General features: G+C 66.4%; 16 protein-coding genes. 3 read left to right on the plus strand and 13 right to left on the minus strand.

Annotated elements, in window-relative coordinates:
- Positions 1 to 144 precede the first annotated feature (144 nt).
- The 6 genes from lpdA to purB all read right to left on the minus strand — a co-directional run bounded on the left by lpdA (position 145) and on the right by purB (position 10,354).
- A complete protein-coding gene (gene lpdA, locus AC5P7R_RS18080; protein ID WP_019660412.1) occupies positions 145 to 1,581 on the minus strand; it encodes a dihydrolipoyl dehydrogenase in 1,437 nt (478 codons plus the stop codon).
- A gap of 63 nt (positions 1,582 to 1,644) precedes the next feature.
- Entirely contained in the window at positions 1,645 to 2,844 is a 1,200-nt protein-coding gene (gene sucB / locus AC5P7R_RS18085; protein WP_019660411.1) for a dihydrolipoyllysine-residue succinyltransferase, read from the minus strand.
- A gap of 41 nt (positions 2,845 to 2,885) precedes the next feature.
- Positions 2,886 to 5,717 carry a 2-oxoglutarate dehydrogenase E1 component gene (locus AC5P7R_RS18090; protein WP_478435918.1) on the minus strand — a complete coding sequence of 944 codons (2,832 nt, stop codon included), beginning with the start codon at positions 5,715 to 5,717 and terminating at the stop codon, positions 2,886 to 2,888.
- 187 nt (positions 5,718 to 5,904) lie between these two features.
- Entirely contained in the window at positions 5,905 to 6,801 is an 897-nt protein-coding gene (locus AC5P7R_RS18095; protein WP_021203039.1) for a GNAT family N-acetyltransferase, read from the minus strand.
- A gap of 11 nt (positions 6,802 to 6,812) precedes the next feature.
- Positions 6,813 to 8,228: a ribosomal protein uL16 3-hydroxylase gene (locus AC5P7R_RS18100; RefSeq protein WP_019660408.1), complete on the minus strand. Its 1,416-nt coding sequence runs from the start codon at positions 8,226 to 8,228 to the stop codon at positions 6,813 to 6,815.
- Between the two features lie 758 nt (positions 8,229 to 8,986).
- Positions 8,987 to 10,354: an adenylosuccinate lyase gene (purB, locus tag AC5P7R_RS18105; RefSeq protein WP_111101755.1), complete on the minus strand. Its 1,368-nt coding sequence runs from the start codon at positions 10,352 to 10,354 to the stop codon at positions 8,987 to 8,989.
- 292 nt (positions 10,355 to 10,646) lie between these two features.
- On the opposite strand from purB, the gene AC5P7R_RS18110 reads away from it, so the two are divergent.
- Positions 10,647 to 12,074, plus strand: coding sequence for a class II fumarate hydratase (locus AC5P7R_RS18110; protein ID WP_021202710.1), 1,428 nt, complete (start codon positions 10,647 to 10,649; stop codon positions 12,072 to 12,074).
- 105 nt (positions 12,075 to 12,179) lie between these two features.
- Here AC5P7R_RS18110 and AC5P7R_RS18115 read toward each other — a convergent pair whose 3' ends face one another.
- From AC5P7R_RS18115 to AC5P7R_RS18145, 7 genes are all read right to left on the minus strand, one after another.
- A complete protein-coding gene (locus tag AC5P7R_RS18115) occupies positions 12,180 to 12,605 on the minus strand; it encodes a hypothetical protein (RefSeq protein ID WP_134732531.1) in 426 nt (141 codons plus the stop codon).
- 106 nt (positions 12,606 to 12,711) lie between these two features.
- Complete coding sequence (locus tag AC5P7R_RS18120) at positions 12,712 to 13,317, minus strand: YggN family protein (RefSeq protein WP_021202712.1); 606 nt, start codon at positions 13,315 to 13,317, stop codon at positions 12,712 to 12,714.
- Between the two features lie 30 nt (positions 13,318 to 13,347).
- Positions 13,348 to 14,235, minus strand: a complete 888-nt coding sequence (locus AC5P7R_RS18125) for a DUF4097 family beta strand repeat-containing protein (RefSeq protein ID WP_021202713.1) — start codon at positions 14,233 to 14,235, stop codon at positions 13,348 to 13,350.
- Between the two features lie 25 nt (positions 14,236 to 14,260).
- Positions 14,261 to 15,289, minus strand: coding sequence for an ABC-2 transporter permease (locus tag AC5P7R_RS18130; RefSeq protein WP_019660402.1), 1,029 nt, complete (start codon positions 15,287 to 15,289; stop codon positions 14,261 to 14,263).
- Positions 15,286 to 16,161: an ABC transporter ATP-binding protein gene (locus tag AC5P7R_RS18135; protein WP_019660401.1), complete on the minus strand. Its 876-nt coding sequence runs from the start codon at positions 16,159 to 16,161 to the stop codon at positions 15,286 to 15,288. The genes AC5P7R_RS18130 and AC5P7R_RS18135 overlap by 4 nt, the downstream gene beginning before the upstream one ends.
- A complete protein-coding gene (locus AC5P7R_RS18140) occupies positions 16,161 to 16,520 on the minus strand; it encodes a GntR family transcriptional regulator (RefSeq protein WP_006453095.1) in 360 nt (119 codons plus the stop codon). Before AC5P7R_RS18140 ends, AC5P7R_RS18135 begins: the two co-directional genes overlap by 1 nt.
- Positions 16,521 to 16,522: 2 nt before the next feature.
- Complete coding sequence (locus AC5P7R_RS18145; RefSeq protein WP_032955307.1) at positions 16,523 to 16,768, minus strand: hypothetical protein; 246 nt, start codon at positions 16,766 to 16,768, stop codon at positions 16,523 to 16,525.
- A gap of 365 nt (positions 16,769 to 17,133) precedes the next feature.
- Between AC5P7R_RS18145 and AC5P7R_RS18150 the strand changes: the two genes are divergently transcribed.
- Positions 17,134 to 17,721 carry a glutathione peroxidase gene (locus tag AC5P7R_RS18150; RefSeq protein ID WP_019660400.1) on the plus strand — a complete coding sequence of 196 codons (588 nt, stop codon included), beginning with the start codon at positions 17,134 to 17,136 and terminating at the stop codon, positions 17,719 to 17,721.
- 96 nt (positions 17,722 to 17,817) lie between these two features.
- A complete protein-coding gene (locus tag AC5P7R_RS18155) occupies positions 17,818 to 18,795 on the plus strand; it encodes an FKBP-type peptidyl-prolyl cis-trans isomerase (protein WP_019660399.1) in 978 nt (325 codons plus the stop codon).
- Position 18,796 lies beyond the last annotated feature (1 nt).

An 18,796-nucleotide genomic window follows, 5' to 3' on the forward strand; every position in this document is an offset into this window, starting at 1 on the left:
GCCGAGCCCAATGCTCGGCGGCCTGTGCAGGGCAGCCGAGCGTGGGCTCGGCACTACAGGGAAATGAGCAACAAAAAACCCCGCCGAAGCGGGGTTCCTTGCATCCGGCCATGCCGGCCAGCGGCCGGCACAACCCGCGAACGATCAGTTCGCCTTGTGGATGGCGCGCTTGCTGACCGCCATCGCCGCGTCGTGGATCACTTCCGACAGCGACGGGTGGGCGTGGCAGATGCGGGCCAGGTCGTCGGCCGAGCCGCTGAATTCCATGGTCAGCACGCCTTCGTGCACCAGCTCGGAGACGTTGGCGCCGACCAGGTGCATGCCGAGGATGCGATCGGTTTCGGCATGGGCCAGGATCTTCACGAAGCCCGCCGGCTCGATCATCGCCACGGCACGGCCGTTGGCGGCGAACGGGAAGCTGCCGGCCTTGTACGGAATGCCCTCGGCCTTCAGCTGGGCTTCGGTCTTGCCGACCCAGGCCAGTTCCGGCTCGGTGTAGATGACCCACGGAATGGTGTCGAAGTTGACGTGGCCCGGCAGGCCGGCGATCAGCTCAGCCACCGCGATGCCTTCCTCGAAGCCCTTGTGCGCCAGCATCGGGCCGCGCACGCAGTCGCCGACCGCCCACACGCCGTCGACGCCGGTGTGGCAGTGCGCATCGACTTCAATCTGGCCGCGCTCGTTGACCTTGACGCCGGTGCCTTCGGCCAGCAGGCCCTTGGTGGCGGCGCGACGGCCCACGGCCACCAGCAGCTTGTCCACGGTCAGGGTCTTTTCGCCTTCGGCGTCGGTGTAGGTGACGATAACTTCCTTCTTCTTGCCCTTGCCGGTGATCTCGGTCTTGGAAACCTTGGCATTGAGCTTGATGTCCAGGCCCTGCTTCTTGAACTCCTTGGCAGCGGTCTTGGCCACTTCGGCGTCAGCAGCGGCCAGGAACTCCGGCATGGCTTCCAGGATGGTCACTTCAGCGCCCAGGCGCTTCCACACGCTGCCCAGTTCCAGGCCGATCACGCCGGCGCCGATCACCGCCAGGCGGTTCGGCACTTCGGTGAAGTCCAGGCCGCCGACGTTGTCGACGATGGTCTCGCCGTCGAACTTGGCGAACGGCAGCTCGATCGAATCCGAACCGGCCGCGATGATGACGTTGGTGCCCTTCAGCTCGACTTCCGAACCGTCGTGCTGCTTCACCTTGACCACGTTGCCTGGCTGCAGCTGGCCGAAGCCGTAATAGGCGGCGACCTTGTTGGCCTTGAACAGCATGCCGATGCCGCCGGTGAACTGCTTGACGATCTTGTCCTTGCGGCCAATCATCGCCTCGACGTCGATCTTGGCATCCTTGAAGCTGATGCCGTGGTCGCCAAAGATGTGGCCCATGTTCCAGAACTGGCGCGAGGAATCCAGCAGCGCCTTGGACGGGATGCAGCCCACGCGCAGGCAGGTGCCGCCGAGGGCCGGCTTGCCGTCCTTGCCCAGCGCTGCGTCGATGCAGGCGGTCTTCAGGCCCAGCTGGGCCGCGCGGATGGCAGCGTGGTAACCGGCCGGGCCGGCACCGATGACGACGACGTCGAATTGTTCAGCCATTGAATTATTCCTTGATGCATTACCAGAACCCCTCCGCGCAGGCGCGGAGGGGCGGGAGGTTTCTTACAGGCCGAACAGCATGCGGCCCGGGTTTTCCAGCTGGTTCTTGATGTCCACCAGGAACTGCACCGAGTCCTTGCCGTCGATGATGCGGTGGTCGTAGGACAGCGCCAGGTACATCATCGGCGCGATCACGACCTGGCCGTTCTGGGCGATCGGACGCTCCTTGATGGCGTGCATGCCCAGGATGGCGCTCTGCGGCGGATTGATGATCGGGGTCGACAGCAGCGAACCGAAGGTGCCGCCGTTGGTCACGGTGAAGGTGCCGCCCTGCAGTTCCTCCAGGCCCAGCTTGCCGTCACGTGCCTTCTTGGCGTAGTCGGCGATGGTCTTCTCGATGTCGGCGAACGACATGCGCTCGACGTTGCGCAGGACCGGCGTGACCAGGCCCTTTTCGGTCGAGACGGCGATCGAGATGTCCGAGTAGCCGTGGTAGATGATGTCGTCGCCGTCGATCGAGGCGTTGACGAGCGGGAAACGCTGCAGCGCGTTGGCGGCGGCCTTCACGAAGAAGCTCATGAAGCCCAGCTTGATGCCGTGGGCCTTGACGAACTCGTCCTGCAGTTCCTTGCGCGCGGCCGAAACCTTGGACAGGTCGACTTCGTTGAAGGTGGTCAGCATGGCGGTGGAGTTCTTCGACTCCATCAGGCGCTCGGCAATGCGCTTGCGGATGCGGGTCATCGGCACGCGCTCTTCCGGACGAGCGCCACCGGCCTTGCCGGCGCCGCCGTTGCGGGCGAAGTTGACGATGTCTTCCTTGGTCACCGCGCCACGACGGCCGGTGCCGTCGACGTCGGCCGGGTTCACGCCTTCGGTGATGGCGGTGAAGCGGGCGCCCGGCGGCAGCGCGTCGGCGGCCGACTTGGCAGCCGGGGCCGGCGCAGCGGCAGCGGCCGGAGCAGCGGCGGCCGGTGCGGCTTCAGCCTTCTTCTCTTCAGCGGCCGGGGCCGGAGCCGCAGCTACGGCGCCTTCTTCGATGATCGCCACGACCTGGCTGGAGGTCACGGTATCGCCTTCCTTGAACTTGATTTCCTTGAGCACGCCGTCAACCGGCGACGGCACTTCCAGGACGACCTTGTCGGTTTCCAGGTCAAGCAGGTTTTCGTCGCGCTTGACGGCGTCGCCCACCTTCTTGTGCCAGGTGGCGATGGTGCCGTCGGCGACGGATTCGGGCAGTACCGGGGCTTTGACTTCGGTGGCCATTGCGGGAGCTTCCTGGTTTGTCTTCTAAATAGGGGGGAGAGTTATTCAGCGACCTGGTCGTTGAACGGGTTGACCAGTGCGTCGGCGATCAGCTGCTGCTGCTCGCGGACATGGTCAGCCATGTGACCGGCAGCCGGCGAGGCCGAACGTGCGCGACCGGCGTAGTGCAGGTTCTGGCCATCGGCCAGGCAGAACTGCAGGTGGTGGCGGATCTGGTACCACGCGCCCTGATTCTGCGGTTCTTCCTGCGTCCACACCACGTCGGTGGCCTTGCCGTACTTCTTCAGCTCGGCAGCCAGCAGCGCACGCGGGAACGGATACAGTTGCTCCACGCGGATGATCGCCACGTCGTCCTGGCCACGCTTGGTCTGGTCCTCCAGCAGGTCGTAGTAGACCTTGCCCGAGCACAGCACCACGCGCTTGACCTTCTTGGCGTCGGCATTGGCGTCGCCGATCAGGTGCTGGAACTCGCCGTTGGCCAGCTCGTCGAGGGTCGACACCGCCAGCTTGTGGCGCAGCAGGGACTTCGGCGACATCACCACCAGCGGCTTGCGGGTGGTCATGTGCAGCTGGCGACGCAGCATGTGGAAGGCCTGGGCCGGAGTCGACGGCACGACCACCAGCATGTTCTCCAGCGCGCACAGCTGCAGGAAGCGCTCCAGGCGCGCCGAGCTGTGTTCGGGGCCTTGCCCTTCATAGCCGTGCGGCAGCAGCAGGGTCAGGCCGGAAATGCGGCCCCACTTGGCTTCACCGGCGGCGATGAACTGGTCGATCACCACCTGGGCGCCGTTGGCGAAGTCGCCGAACTGGCCTTCCCAGATGCACAGCGTGTTCGGATCGGTGGTGGAGAAGCCGTATTCGTAGGCCATCACCGCTTCTTCGCTCAGCAGCGAGTCGATGACGGTGGCCTTCTCCGGCGAATCCACCAGCTGCCGCAGCGGCATGTAGTAGTTGTCGGTCTTCTGGTCGTGCAGGATCGCGTGGCGGTGCGTGAACGTACCGCGGCCGACGTCCTGGCCGACCAGGCGCAGTGCATGGCCTTCGTCGAGCAGGGTGGCGTAGGCCAGGTTCTCGGCAAAGCCCCAGTCGCCCGGAATCTCGCCGGCGGCCATCTTGCGGCGGTCGTCGTAGACCTTGGCCACGCGCGAGTGCAGCTGCACTTCGTCCGGGATGGTGTTGATCAGCCTGGCCAGTTCGACCAGCTTGTTCTTCTCGACCTTGGTCGAGACCGGGTCGGACAGCTTGCCTTCCAGCAGCTTCGGCCAATCGACGAACAGCGGGCTGCTCGGCGGGGTCTTCTCGACCTTGGCCAGTTCGGTGGTCACTTCACCGGCGTCCAGCTTCTCGCGGTAGGCATCGACCATCGCCTTGCCGGCACCGGCGGCGATCACGCCTGCCTTCTCCAGCTGCTCGGCGTACATCTCGCGGGTGGTCGGGTGCTTGCGGATCACCTGGTACATCAGCGGCTGGGTGATTGCCGGTTCGTCGGCCTCGTTGTGGCCCCAACGGCGGTAGCACATCAGGTCGATGACCACGTCCTTGGCGAACTTCTGGCGGAACTCGAAGGCCAGCTGCGCGGCGAACACCACCGCTTCCGGATCATCGCCGTTCACGTGCAGTACCGGCGCGGCGATCATCTTCGCCACGTCGGTGGCATAGCGCGTGGAGCGCGTATCCAGCGGGTTGGAGGTGGTGAAGCCCACCTGGTTGTTGACCACGATGTGCACGGTGCCACCGACGGCGAAGCCGCGGGCCTGCGACATCTGGAACAGCTCCATGACCACGCCCTGGCCGGAGAAGGCCGCGTCGCCGTGGATCAGGATCGGCATCACCTGCTTGCGGGCGGTGTCCTTGCGGCGCTCCTGGCGCGAACGCACGGAACCGGCCACGACCGGGTCGGCGATTTCCAGGTGCGACGGGTTGAACGCCAGCGCCAGGTGCACCGGGCCGCCTTCAGTGGCGACGTCGGCGGAGAAGCCCATGTGGTACTTCACGTCGCCGGCCGAAGCGTGCTCGTCGTGCTCGAACTTGCCCTCGAACTCGTCGAACAGCTTGCGCGGGTTCTTGCCCAGGGTGTTGACCAGCACGTTCAGGCGGCCGCGGTGGGCCATGCCGATCACCACGTCCTTGACGCCATCCTTGCCGGCGCTGCGGATGATGGTGTCCATCATCGGGATCAGCGAGTCGCCGCCTTCCAGCGAGAAGCGCTTCTGGCCGACGTACTTGGTGTGCAGGTAGCGCTCCAGGCCTTCGGCCGCGGTCAGGCGCTCCAGGGTGCGGCGCTGGGTGTCAGCGTCCAGCTGGTAGTTGCCACCGGCCGCTTCCAGCTTCTTGTAGATCCACTGGCGCTGCTCGACCTCGGAGATGTGCATGAACTCCGCACCGATCGAGCCGGTGTAGGTCGCCTTCAGGCGTGCCAGCAGGTCGCGCAGCTTCATGCGCGGCTGGCCGCCGACGCCGCCGGTGCTGAACTCGCTGTTGAGGTCGGCATCGGACAGGCTGTGGAACGGCAGGCCCAGGTCCGGGGTGTCGACCGGTGCGGCCAGGCCCAGCGGGTCCAGGCGGGCGTCGAGGTGGCCGCGGGAGCGGTAGGCGGTGATCAGACGACCGACATTGCGCTCGCGCTCGTCGCCCGCACCGCTGCCGGTGCCAGCTTTCAGCGCATCCTTGGCCGCGTCCGCGATGTGGGAGATGACGGCCGAGTGCGGAATGTCACCTGCTTCACGGCCCTTGAAGCCATCGAAGTAGGTTTTCCATTTGGGATCGACACTATCCGGGGAGACCAGGTACTGCTCGTACAGGTCCTCGACATAGGAGGCGTTGCCGCCGGCGAGTTGCGAAGATTGCGCAAACTGCTTCAGTTGATTGTCCACGATGGAGGGTGTTGATTCGCTTTGTGGGGTATGGCTTCAGAAGGACCCGGCAGGAATGATGAATAGCCCTGCGCGGGCGCGTTCAAACAGCCAAATTGTACCCCCAACGGGCCACGAAGGGGCATTGCCGCAGGCAACCCGCGTCCTCGGGTGCCGGTTCCAGACAGGTTGGGTCGGCGGCGCCGGCTCAGATGCCGAGCGCGCGCAGTTCGCTGCAATCGCGCGAACGGTCCCAGACACGCAGCAATTGCTGCTCGAACGGCTGCGAACGTGCAGGCAGTGCGATGCCGGCCTCGCCGTCGAGGCGATGGCCGATCAGACGAAAGTAGAAGTCGCCCGCATCGTTGAGCAGGCAGGCCGAGGCCAACGCACGGTCGACCGGATCGCTGACCTCGCGGAACCGGACCACGCTGGGCAGGCGCTGGGCCAGCGCCAGCAGTGGGGCGCCGGCAGCGGCGATCGCAGCGGCATCGTGCACGATCACCCGCAGCTGCTTGTCGTGGCGGGCAGTGACGAAGCGGCGCAGCGCGGCCTGCACCGTAGGCGTGTCGAGCAGGCCCTGGTCGAGCTGGCGGCTGTGCAGCCACAGCCGGCGACGGGCGCGGTGAATGACGGCGGTAGTGGCCGCCACGGCCTCGGCGCGGCTGTCGATGGCGCTGGCCGCGCCCAGCCGCCGCCGCATCTGCTGGTGGCCGATGCCGGCCTCCTCGAACACCTCGCCCTCGGGCAGGAAGCCCTGGCGGGCATAGAAGTCGCGGGCGGGCAGCTGGGCGTGCAGGTGCAGTTCGGCCAGGCCGAGCCGGCGCCCGGCCTCCACCAGTGCCTCCAGCAGGGCCTCACCGACGCCCTGGCTGCGATGGTCGGCCAGCACCGCCATGCGACCGATGCGGCCATCGGGGGCCAAGCGGCCGGTGCCGACCGGCAGGCCCTCGGCGTCCAGCGCCAGCACATGGGCGCTGACCGGGTCCAGCGCGTCGCGTTCCAGTTCGGCGGCGATGCCCTGTTCCTGCACGAACACGCGTTGGCGCACGTCGTGGATGGCAACGTGGGCGTCGGCGTGGCTGACCTGCTGGACCCGGACCATGGCGGCAGGGCTCAGGCGCGACCGTCGTCGCTGTCGTCTTCGTCGTGATCCTCGAAGTTGACGATGACCTCGATGCCGTCGTCGTGCACGGTCACGGTGTGGACATCGTCGGACACCGCGTCGGCGTCGATCGCGTCGACACGGTCACGGCCTTCAACCACTTCGCCGAGCACCACGGCGTCTTCGCCGTCATCCTCATCTTCAGCGTCATACACCTCGTTCGGATCGATCAGCTGGAACACGCCACCGGCCAACAGCTGCTGGACCACCGCGCGGCCCTTGTCGGACAGGCCGCGATAGGCGGCGGCATCGAGCTGCTCGGCGCCGGCCAAGCGCTGCGCGTCCTTCACCGGCAGCGCGAAGTCCTGGCCGCTGACGTACAGGCTGGCGCCACGCTTGGCCCGGCGCCAGGCCAGGCGCGCCCAGGGGTGACGCTGCAGCAGCAGGCCCGAGGCCAGGGCCTGGACCACTTCCTCCGGTGCGGGAGCGGCCTGGTGAGCCATCACTTCGCCGGCGGCGCGGTAGGTGGTGATGAAACGGCCGAACCAGTCACCCAGCTTGTCCGGGTCGTTCATGCGGATGGCGTTGAGCGCGGTGATCACCCGCGCCATCGCCACCGTGTCGATCTCGTTCGGGTCGGCCGGCACCTTCAGGTCGGCATCCTGATAGCGGATGTTCTCGTCGGCATCGGCAATCAGGGTGTCCAGGTAGTCGCTGATCAGCTCGGCCGAGGACGGCGCGCGCATGCCGAAGGAGAAGGTCAGGCAGGGGTCTTCGGCGACGCCGTGGTGCGGCACGTTCGGCGGCAGGTAGAGCATGTCGCCCGGCGCCAGCACCCAGTCGTGGGTTGGCTTGAACACCTTCAGCAGCTTCAGCTCCACGTCCGGGCGGAAGCCCAGCGGCGGCTGCCTGCCCTTGATCGATTCGCTGGCATCGATCTGCCAGCGGCGATGGCCGTGGGCCTGCAGCAGGAACACGTCGTACTGGTCGACATGGGCGCCGACCGAGCCGCCGGTGGCGGCGAAGCTGATCATCACGTCATCCATGCGCCAGCGCGGCAGGAAGCTGAAGTGCTCGATCAGGGCGCGCACGTCCGGGTCCCACTTGTCCACGTCCTGCACCAGCAGGGTCCAATCGTGGTCTGGCAGGGCGGGGAACACGTCTTCCTGGAACGGGCCGGTGCGCACGCGCCAGCCGTCCTGGGTCTTGTCGTGCTCGATCAGGCGCGCCAGCACGCCTTCCTCGCAGGCCAGCCCGGCCAGGTCTTCCGGCTGCACCGGGGTCTGGAAATTGGGGAAGGCGTTGCGGATCAGCAGCGGGCGCTTCTGCCAGAAGTCGCGCAGGAAGGTGGCCGGCGCCATGCCCAGCGGCTGGCCGGGGCGGGCGGTGACTTCGATCAGGGGGGCGGAGGACTTGCGGGCGGCCATGGGGGAATCCTTGCAGCGGAAAGCGGGAGGGGCGGCGTGGCGGGCCGCCATGGGTTGCATTGTCCGACGTTCGTGGGGATTGCGCACGTGCGGTGGTTTGTCGCGGGGTGCCGGCCAACGGCGGAGCCCCTCGTGGCGACATCTTGGTAGGGTCGACTGTTAGTCGACCGGCTTCATGGGCTTGGCCGGGCGGGTGGGCCATGCAGGGGACGCTGCAAGTACGTCCCTGTAAGCTCGATGGCGCCATCCATGGCGCCAACGCCCCTGCATGGTCCACCCGCCCGGCCCCTGACAGTTTCCTGCGGGGCCCGCCACGGAATGGAAGAAGAAAATCAAAGGCAAAAGCGGGTCGCGCGCTGCGCTTGCTCATGCCCTTGTAGAGCCGAGCCCACGCTCGGCTTGCTGTTGCCCACGCCCAAAAGCAGCCGAGCACGGGCTCGGCTCTACAAAAGACCCTCAAACAAAGACGGACGCGGCGAAGCCGCGTCCCTCTTTCAAATTCCGCCCCGACAACCCTACGCTCTTCGATCCGTCACCGGAAATCTGTCAGAGGTGGGGCGGGAGGGGTCAGCGGGACCGTTGGCGCCATGGATGGCGCCATCGAGCCCCCATGGATGGGTTTACGGCGTGTCCCGCTGGCCCCTCCCGGCCCGCCCAGTTAGCAGCAATCCAGAGCCGCTCTTGACGTTGCTATTGCCGTTGCCGTTGCCGTTGCCTGCCGCAGGCAGCGCCCGCGGCCGCCGCCGCAAGCAAACCCCTTAGATCTTCTTCGCCAGCGACTCGGCCAGGCCGGTGTAGCTGCCCGGGGTCATCTCCAGCAGGCGCTGCTTCGCATCCGCCGGCAGCTCCAGCCCCTGCACGAACGCACGCATCGACTCGGCGGTGATGCCCTGGCCACGGGTCAGCGCCTTCAGCTGCTCGTACGGGTTCGGCAGGCCATGGCGGCGCATCACCGTCTGCACGGCCTCGGCCAGCACTTCCCAGGCCGCGTCCAGATCGGCATCCAGGCGCTGCGGGTTCACTTCCAGCTTGCCCAGGCCCTTGGCCAGCGAATCCAGCGCCACCTGGCTGTGGCCGAACGCGGTGCCCAGTGCACGCAGCACGGTGGAATCGGTCAGGTCACGCTGCCAGCGGCTGATCGGCAGCTTCGCGCTGAAGTGCTCGAACAGCGCGTTGGCGATGCCGAAGTTGCCTTCGGCATTCTCGAAATCGATCGGGTTGACCTTGTGCGGCATCGTCGACGAGCCGACTTCGCCTTCCTTCAGGCGCTGCTTGAAATAGCCCAGCGAGATGTAGCCCCAGATGTCGCGAGCCAGATCGATCAGGATGATGTTGGCGCGGCGTGCGGCATCGCCGATCTCGGCCACGTTGTCGTGCGGCTCGATCTGCGTGGTGTACGGGTTGAATACCAGGCCCAGGCCGGTCACGAAGCGCTCGGCGAAGGCCGGCCAGTCCACGTCCGGGTAGCTGGCCACGTGGGCGTTGTAGTTGCCGACGGCACCGTTGATCTTGCCGGTCAGTTCGACCGCGGCGATCTGCCCGCGCTGGCGTTCCAGGCGAGCGACCACGTTGGCCAGCTCCTTGCCCAGCGTGGTCGGCGAGGCGGTCTGGCCGTGGGTGCGCGACAGCATCGGCTGGCCGGCCTGGGCGTGGGCCAGGCTGCGCAGGGTGCTGGCGATGCCGTCCAGGGTCGGCAGCAGCACTTCACGGCGGGCCTGTTCCAGCATCAGGCCGTAGCTGAGGTTGTTGATGTCTTCGCTGGTGCAGGCGAAATGCACGAATTCCAGCGCCGGGGCCAGTTCGGCGTCGTCCTTCAGCTGTTCCTTGATGAAGTACTCCACCGCCTTGACGTCATGGTTGGTGGTGCGCTCGATCTCCTTCACGCGCGCGGCCTGGGCCGGGCTGAAGCGGGCGGCCAGGTCGCGCAGGCGGGCGACGGCGGCGTCGGAGAACGGCGCCAGTTCGACGATGCCCGGTTCGGCGGCCAGCGCCAGCAGCCATTCCACCTCGACCGTGATGCGGGCCTTGATCAGGCCGTATTCGGAGAAGATCGGGCGCAGCGCGTCGACCTTGCCGGCATAGCGGCCATCGAGCGGGGACAGGGCGAGCAGGGCGGAATCGGACATGTCGGCAGGGCTGGGACGAGCGGCGGGGCCGATATTCTACGACGTGCCGGCGGGGCGTGCCCTGTAGAGCCGAGCCCACGCTCGGCTGCTTCGGAGAATCCGGCGGCCTGCGGGACGCCGAGCATGGGCTCGGCTCTACAACACGGCCCTGCGGACGGAACGTTCTGGCCCGTCCTCGTCATCCCACGCTGCGGGCAAGGGAGTATCGTTGGCGCAGCCGCCAGCCCGGGAAGCGACACCCTGCCAGCCGCCGCTTCCCTTTCCCCAATTGAAGTAGTGCGGAGTTGATGCAATGAGCAAAGCTGCAAGCAAGGGTTTCAGAATCGAACACGACAGCATGGGCGAGCTGCAGGTGCCTGCGGACGCCCTGTGGGGCGCCCAGACCCAGCGTGCCGTGCAGAATTTCCCGGTGTCGGGCCAGCGCATGCCGCGCGGTTTCATCCGTGCCCTGGGCCTGGTCAAGGGCGCTGCCGCCGGCGTCAACGCCGAGCTGGGCCACCTGCCGAAGAACGTGGCCAAGGCCATCCAGACCGCTGCTGCCGAAGTGGCCGCCGGCAACTGGGACGCGCACTTCCCGATCGACGTCTACCAGACCGGTTCGGGCACGTCGTCGAACATGAATGCCAATGAGGTCATCGCCACCCTGGCCAACCGTGCCGGCAAGGCGGGCAAGACCACCGTGCATCCCAATGACCACGTCAACCAGGGGCAGAGCTCCAACGACGTGATCCCGACCGCGCTGCGCGTGTCGGCGGTGCTGGCGACGCACGAACAGCTGCTGCCGGCGCTGGTGCACCTGCGCAAGACCCTCGACAAGAAGGGCCGCAGCCTGCGCAAGGTGGTCAAGACCGGCCGTACCCACCTGATGGACGCGATGCCACTGACCTTCGAGCAGGAGTTCGGCGCATGGTCGGCGCAGCTGGCCTCTGCGCAGGAGCGCATCGAAGACAGCCTTAAGCGCGTGCGCCGCCTGCCGCTGGGTGGCACCGCCATCGGCACCGGCATCAACGCCGACCCGCGTTTTGGCGCGCAGGTAGCCAAGGAACTGAAGCAACAGACCGGTTTCAAGTTCGACAGCGCCGAGAACAAGTTCGAAGGCCTGGCCGCGCAGGACGATGCAGTGGAGTTGTCCGGCCAGCTCAATGCACTGGCGGTGGCGCTGATCAAGATCGCCAATGATCTTCGCTGGATGAACGCCGGTCCGCTGGCCGGGCTGGGCGAGATCGAACTGCCGGCACTGCAGCCGGGCAGCTCGATCATGCCGGGCAAGGTCAACCCGGTGATTCCGGAAGCAACCGTGATGGCGTGTGCGCAGGTGATTGGCCACCATACCGCGATCACCGTGGCCGGGCAGACCGGCAACTTCCAGCTCAACGTCACCCTGCCGCTGATTGCGGTGAACCTGCTGGATGGCATCGGCCTGCTGGCCAATGTGTCGCGGCTGCTGGCCGACAGCGCGATTGCCGGGCTGAAGGTGCGCCAAGACCGTGTTGCCGAGGCGCTGTCGCGCAATCCCATCCTGGTCACGGCGCTGAACCCGATCATCGGCTACGAGAAGGCAGCGGCCATTGCCAAGCGTGCCTACAAGGAACAGCGCCCGGTGCTGGACGTAGCGCTGGAAGACAGCGGCCTGCAGGAAGCGGAACTGCGCCGCCTGCTGGACCCCACCGCGCTGACCGCAGGTGGCATCCAGGCTGGCGGTGGTGGCGCCGGCGGTTGATCTGCTGTTGTAGAGCCGAGCCCATGCTCGGCTCAGATTCCGGGCAGTAGCCGAGCATGGGCTCGGCTCTACAAGAGGAAACGCCGCCCAGGGGGCGGCGTTTTTTCAGCGACGGTCGGCGACGATGTTGCCGAAGGTGTCGGTGTAGTCCTTGAACTCGGGGATGCGCTGGACCAGGTCGGCCGGGATCACTTCCATGCCTTCCGGCGGCTGGATCTTCACCGGTTGCATGTTGGGATCGGCCGGGGCGGCGACCAGGGTGTTCTGGCGCAGTACCTGCAGCCGGCCGAACATCGTCTGCAGCATCTGCTTCTGCCCTTCGTCGAGCGGGATCTGGATCTCGTCCACCTTCATCGTGCCATCGTCGAGGATGATGATGTTCGGTGCCGGCGGGCGACGCACGGTCACCATCCCTTCGCTGACGGAAATCTTGGGCTTGCCGCGCTCGGCGCGGTGGTTGCGGTAATCCTTGTCACAGCCGACCAGGCCCAGGCAGAGCAGGGCGGCCAGCAGCAGGAACAACTTCTTCATGGCATTCGGTTCGGGGGCGTCCGGGGCCGACATTGTAAGCCGGTCGGCACGTTACGGCCGGCAGCGGGGCGCCGCTGCCGGCCGGGTGCGCTGATCTGTCACAGGCCTAGCGCTGGACCACGGTGTCCTTGCCGCAGTCGTCGACGTCACTCTGGTCCATCGTGGCGTACGGCCTGAACGCGGGCAGCGATGCGGCCAGCGCCTGCTGGCTGGCCAGCATCGCCGGCATGCGGTTGCAGATGCGCTTGGCCTGGGCTTCGATCTTCTCCGCCTCGGCATTGATCCGCTTCTCGATGCCCTCGCTGTCGCCGCTGAAGATGCCCTTCAGGGCCTCTCCGGCAGCACTGGCGCCGAGCTTGGCACCGGCCAGGCCGACATCCATGCCGTCCATTGCAATGGCAACGACGTGGCCGCGGTATTCCAGCAGCTGCCGGCGCTGGGCCTCATCGGCCGGCACTTCCTTGCCGCCGATCAGCAGCCGCCCGTCCGGCGTGATCTCCGCACGCGGCTGCTTGTCGGCCGAGATCTTGATGTTGCCCTGGGCGATGTCCTTGCGGGCATCGTCCATGGCCTCCTTGACCGTCTGGCCGACCCCGCTGGTCGCCTCGGCCACGCTTTTGCCGACGGTGGTATCAGGCGTGGAGGACGTGCCGCCGCAGGCGATCAGCGGCAGGCACAGCAGGGTGGCAGGCAGCAGGCGCAACAGGTTCATGGTGTTCCCCTGGTGGTGTCTGGAAAAGGGTTACTTGCTGCGCGGCAGGGTGACCCGGCCGCTGACGTTGCGATGATCGACGTCACCGCTGCCGCTGCGATCGACGGTCAGGGTGCCGCGCACCCCGTCGACGTGGATGTCGCCCGAACCGTGGCTGCGGACATGCACATTGCCGCCGATATCGGCCAGATCGACCCCGCCGGAGCCGACCACGCCCACTTCAACGCTGCCCTGCACACGCTTGAACTCGATGTCACCCGAGCCCACGGTATCCAGCCGCGCGTTGCCACGCACATCGGTGATCTTCAGGTCACCGGAGCCGACGGTACCGGTGCTGGCGTCGCCGGTGATGTTGCGTACTGTGACGTCGCCGGAACCCAGCGAGAGCAGGTTCAGGGAGCCGCCGCCATCGATGTTGAGGTCGCCCGAACCCACTGCGGCGTGAATGCTGCCACGGGTTCCGCGGGCCACGGCGTCACCGGAACCGACGTCCACGCTGAGTGACTGCGCGTTTTCCACGCTGGCATCGCCGGAGCCGACCTTGAGCTGCAGCGGCAGGTTGTCCGGCACGCTGCCGCGGATGTCCAGCCAGGCATAGCTGTTGCCCAGGCTGATGCCGCTTTGACGGCCATCGCGGCGCAGGCTGACCACCAGCTTGTCGCCTTCCTTCCGCTGATCCAGCACCAGCTGGTCCAACCATTCCTGGCTGGAGGCGCAGGCGCGACCATCCAGCTGGCCACCGCCCTTGCTGGCGACCACCTTCAGGTCATGCTGGTTCACCTCGAACACCACCGCCTTGGCGCCGGATGTCTCCAGCTTCAACGTACGGGCAGCGGTGAACTTGCAGTTAGGGGCATCGGCGGCCAGCGCCGACAGCGGCAACAGCAACAACGCAGAACAGGCGAGCAGGGAACGCATGGGTGGTGCCTCCGGATGGGTGGAGTCAGATCTCGCCGGCGCGCTTGCGCAGGCGGATGGCGAGGAAGATGAACACTGCACCGACGGCCGCACCGATCCACAGTTCCGGCATCGCCAGCGACTTCAGCTGCGAGGCAGGGGACATCAGGCTGACCACCGAGTCCAGATCGCGGCGCGACCCTTCACCTGCGCCGAGGCGATACAGCAGGTCCATGCCGGGTACGCCGCCCAGCAGCAGGCGGCCGACGATGTTCTGCCAGAACCAGCCGGTGGTCAGACCGAACAGCGGCATGATCTTGGTGGTGCTGACGATGACGCCGGCAAACAGCGGCAGCATCACCGCCCACAGGAACGGCTTGCTCTTGGCCCAGGCCGAGCACAGCAGCAGCCAGCCGGCGGTGGGCAGGGCCCACAGCGCGTAGACCGGAATCCAGCTCAGGTGGCCGGCAGCCAGGGTCAACGGGCTGGCCGGGCCCCAGATCAGGGTCATCGGGCTGCCACCGTGCATCAGCGCGACGATGCTGATGACCAGCATGAAGCCGAGCATGGTGATGATGCCAGCGATCACCGCGATCAGCGGGGCCACGATCAGCGCACTGATCAGCTTGGACAGCACCGTCTGGGTGTCCGACAGCGGCAGCGACTTCCAGAACAGGATGCTGCGGTCGCGGCGGTCATCGTACAGGGCGCCCAGGCAGTAGAAGAACACCACGAAGGCCAGGACCAGGAATGGCCACGCCGAGCTGAGCACGAGGGTCAGGTCGAGGCCGTTACCGAGATCGGCCAGGTCCTTGGCACTGATGTCGCGGGTGAGCAGCGCCAGGTCCAGGCCATTGATGTTCACATCTTCGCCGTCGATGTGCAGGCCGCCGTCGCGCGCGGCACGATGCAGCGCGAACAGGCCGAACGCGATGCCGATGGTGCTCATCACCAGCGAGATCAGTCCGGCGATCAACGGTGCATAGAGGAAGCCGCCGCGGTTCTCCCAATACTCGCGCTTGAGCAGCCAGCGCAGGGTGCCGATCGGGCTGACGGGGTGGTTGACGGCGTTCATGCGTAGGTCCCCTTCATGATGGCGACGAACAGGTCGGCCAGGCCCGGGATGCGGGTCTCGCCGAGGGAGGAAAGCTGGGCGCGCGGCACGCCATCGAACAGCATCACCGTCTTGCCGAACGCCAGGCTGCGCTCGTCGATCGGCTTCAATGCGCGGGCGGTGTCCAGCTGTTCGGCATTGACCAGCAGCTCGGTATAGCGCTGGCCGACGTCGTCCATTTCAGCGTCGAGCACGATGCGGCCATCACGGATGAACATGACGTCGCTGAGGATATGCTCGATTTCCTCCACCTGGTGGGTAGTGACGATGATCGTCTTCTGTTCGTCGAAGTAGTCTTCCAGCAGGCGCTGGTAGAACTCCTTGCGGTACAGGATGTCCAGGCCCAGTGTCGGCTCGTCCAGCACCAGGATGCGGGCATCGATGGCCATCACCAGCGCCAGGTGCAGCTGCACGATCATGCCCTTGGACAGCTCCCGCACGCGCTGCTTCGGCTGCAGCTTGGTGTTGGCCAGGAAGCGTTCGCAACGGGCGCGGTCGAAGCGCGGGTGAACGCCAGCGACGAAGTCGATCGCTTCGCGGACCTTCAACCAGCGCGGCAGCACGGCGACATCAGCGATGAAGCAGATGTCATTCATCAGTTCGTCGCGGTGCAGTCGCGGGTCACGCCCGAGCACGCTCAGGTCCCCCTCCACCGAGGTCAGGCCAAGAATGGCCTTCAGCGCGGTGGTCTTGCCGGCGCCATTGGGCCCGATCAGGCCGACGATGCGCCCGCTTGGGATGCTGAAGCTGGCGTTGTCGAGGGCAACCGTGGTCTTGTAGGCCTTGCGCAGGCCTCGGGCGGTGATGACCGCTTCACTTGCAGTGCTCTTCATCAGACTTTCCCCTGGGGCAGCAATTCGTCGAGGCTCAGGCCCAGGCGCTGGATGCGCTCCAGGACCGCCGGCCATTCTTCGTTGAGGAAACGGTCGCGCTCGCTGCTTCGCAGCTGCGTAGCCGCCTGCTCGGTCATGAACATGCCCAGGCCGCGGCGCTTCTCCACCAGGCCTTCGTCAGCCAGTTCCTGGTAGGCGCGCGAAACGGTGATGGGGTTGAGTTGATAGTCGGCGGCCACCTGGCGCACCGAAGGCAGGGCATCGCCCGGCTTGAGGATTCCGTCGAGCATCATGGCGATCACGCGCTCCTTCAACTGACGGTAGATGGGAGCGCCGTCGCTCCACTGGATGTCGCTCATGTTCAGCTCCGTGGGATCAGCGGCTGGGCGAACGAGAAATACGGCATGGACAGCGCGCTGTGCAGCCGACGCGGGGGAGGGGGGGAGGAGGGGGTGGCATTCCCTGCCGGGGAGAGCGTCGCGTCCTGCGCACTTTCGGCAGCGGCAGAAGCAGGGGCGGTGGGCGTGGCCCACCAGGCCAGCACGAGCAGGGTCGAAACAGCGACGGCCGCGTGTGCGGTGAGGTTGCGACGGATCCGGACGTTCATGGCTTCCCCCTGTCTCAGGTGACTGGTGTTGTATGCAACTATAACACCGGCACGCCGGGGTGCAAGCCCCCACATCACCCAACTGATGGCAGGGGCGGTCAAGAACGCGCCATATCCATCCAGGCAATTGATAATAAAGGAAAAATTGTTTGGTAAAACCGGCTTCCCTGACCGCCTTCCATTCAGTCACGTCAATCCTATGTCAATGACGACGCGCCGCGGCCGTTTCCCACATGCTGTCGCCAAGCCCGGCAAAGCTGTGCCACGGCGGGGCCGACAGGTGCCACAGGGCCCGGTGCTATAGTTCGGCCGATTCCCGGCCGATGCTGGCCGGACCCTTGAAACGGCTATTGCGGAACGTTCCCATGCCCCTGTCGACCGCCTTCCCGCACCGCTTCCGCGGCCTGTCCCTGTTGACTCTGCTGGCCCTCGGCCTGGCAGCCTCGGCCAATGCGCTGGCCGCCGACCTGCTCGACGTCAGCTACCGGCCGCTGGCTGGCAAGCAGCAGGTCAACCTGCAGCAGCGCTACCACGGCCAGGTGCTGCTGGTGGTCAATACCGCCAGCAAGTGTGGCTATACCCCTCAGTACGAAGGCCTGGAGGCGCTGCACAGGCAGTACGCCGGCAAGGGCTTCGCGGTGCTCGGCTTCCCGTCCAACGATTTCAAGGGCCAGGAGCCCGGTGACGAGAAGCAGATCCAGGACTTCTGCACCCTGACCTACGGCGTCAGGTTCCCGATGTTCGAGAAAGTGCATGTGGTCGGTCCGCAGGCCACGCCGCTGTACCAGCGGCTGACCGCAGCGACCGGCGTTGCGCCGGCCTGGAACTTCCACAAGTACCTCGTGGGCCGCGATGGCAAGGTCATCGCCCAGTTCGCCAGCAAGGTGACGCCGGACGATCCGCAGCTGATCGCGGCCATCGACAAGGCGCTGGCGGCCGCCGCCACGCATTGATATCCGGCACGCATGCCTCGACATCGACGGCATGCGTGCGACAATGATCCTTTTCGCGCCGACGTCGGCGCCCAGACACTTCCAGGAATGCAGCGAATGAAGATGGGAATGCGCGGCGCCGCGGCGTCGGTTCTGATTCTGGCGATGGGCACTTCGGGTGTCGCTCTGTCGCAACAACCGGCTGCCCCCGCAGCCGCCAAGGAGACCGCAACCTTGAATTCCCCCAAGCAGAAGCTGGGCTACGCCATCGGCCTGGACGTGGCCAAGTCGTTCACTCCGATCGCCGATGAGATCGACGTGGCCGCGCTGCGCACCGCCGTGGAGCGTTCGTTCGAAGGCCTGCAGCCGCAGATCACCCAGGAACAGGCCAAGGCCACCGACGCGGCCCTGCGCCAGGTCGTGATGGCCCGCAGCGGCCAGCAGGTGCCGGGCGTGGCGCCGGGTTCGCAGCCGCCGAAGGTCGACCGCGTCAAGGTCTCGCAGATGATCGGTTCCTACTCGGTGGGCCCGTCGCTGGCGCAGCTGAAGGATGACATCGACGTCGCCTCGCTGTTTGACGCGATCAGCACCGGCCTGAGCAAGGGACAGCCGAAGATGACGGAAGCTGACGCGACCGCCACCATTCAGGCCTTCATGGGCAGCAAGCAGGCCGAAATGCAGGCCAAGGCCGCCGCCGCTGCGCAGACCAACCGCGAGGAAGGCAATGCGTTCCTGGCCAAGAACAAGACCCAGCCGGGCGTGGTGACCACCGCGTCGGGCCTGCAGTACCAGGTGATCCGCCCGGGTAGCGGCGAGCGTCCGCTGCCGAGCAGCAAGGTGCGCGTGAACTACGAAGGCAAGCTGCTCAACGGCACCGTGTTCGACAGTTCCTACGGCCGCCAGCCGGCTGAGTTCGGCCTGGACCAGGTGATCAAGGGCTGGACCGAAGGCGTTGCGCTGATGCCGGTCGGTTCGAAGTACCGCTTCTGGATTCCGGGCGAACTCGCCTACGGTGAGAACGGCACTCCCGGCGGCCCGATCGGCCCGAACGCGACTTTGACGTTCGACGTCGAGCTGCTGGGCGTCCTGCCGTAAG

The sequence above is a fragment of the Stenotrophomonas sp. YJH_SMC_27 genome (assembly GCF_059369815.1).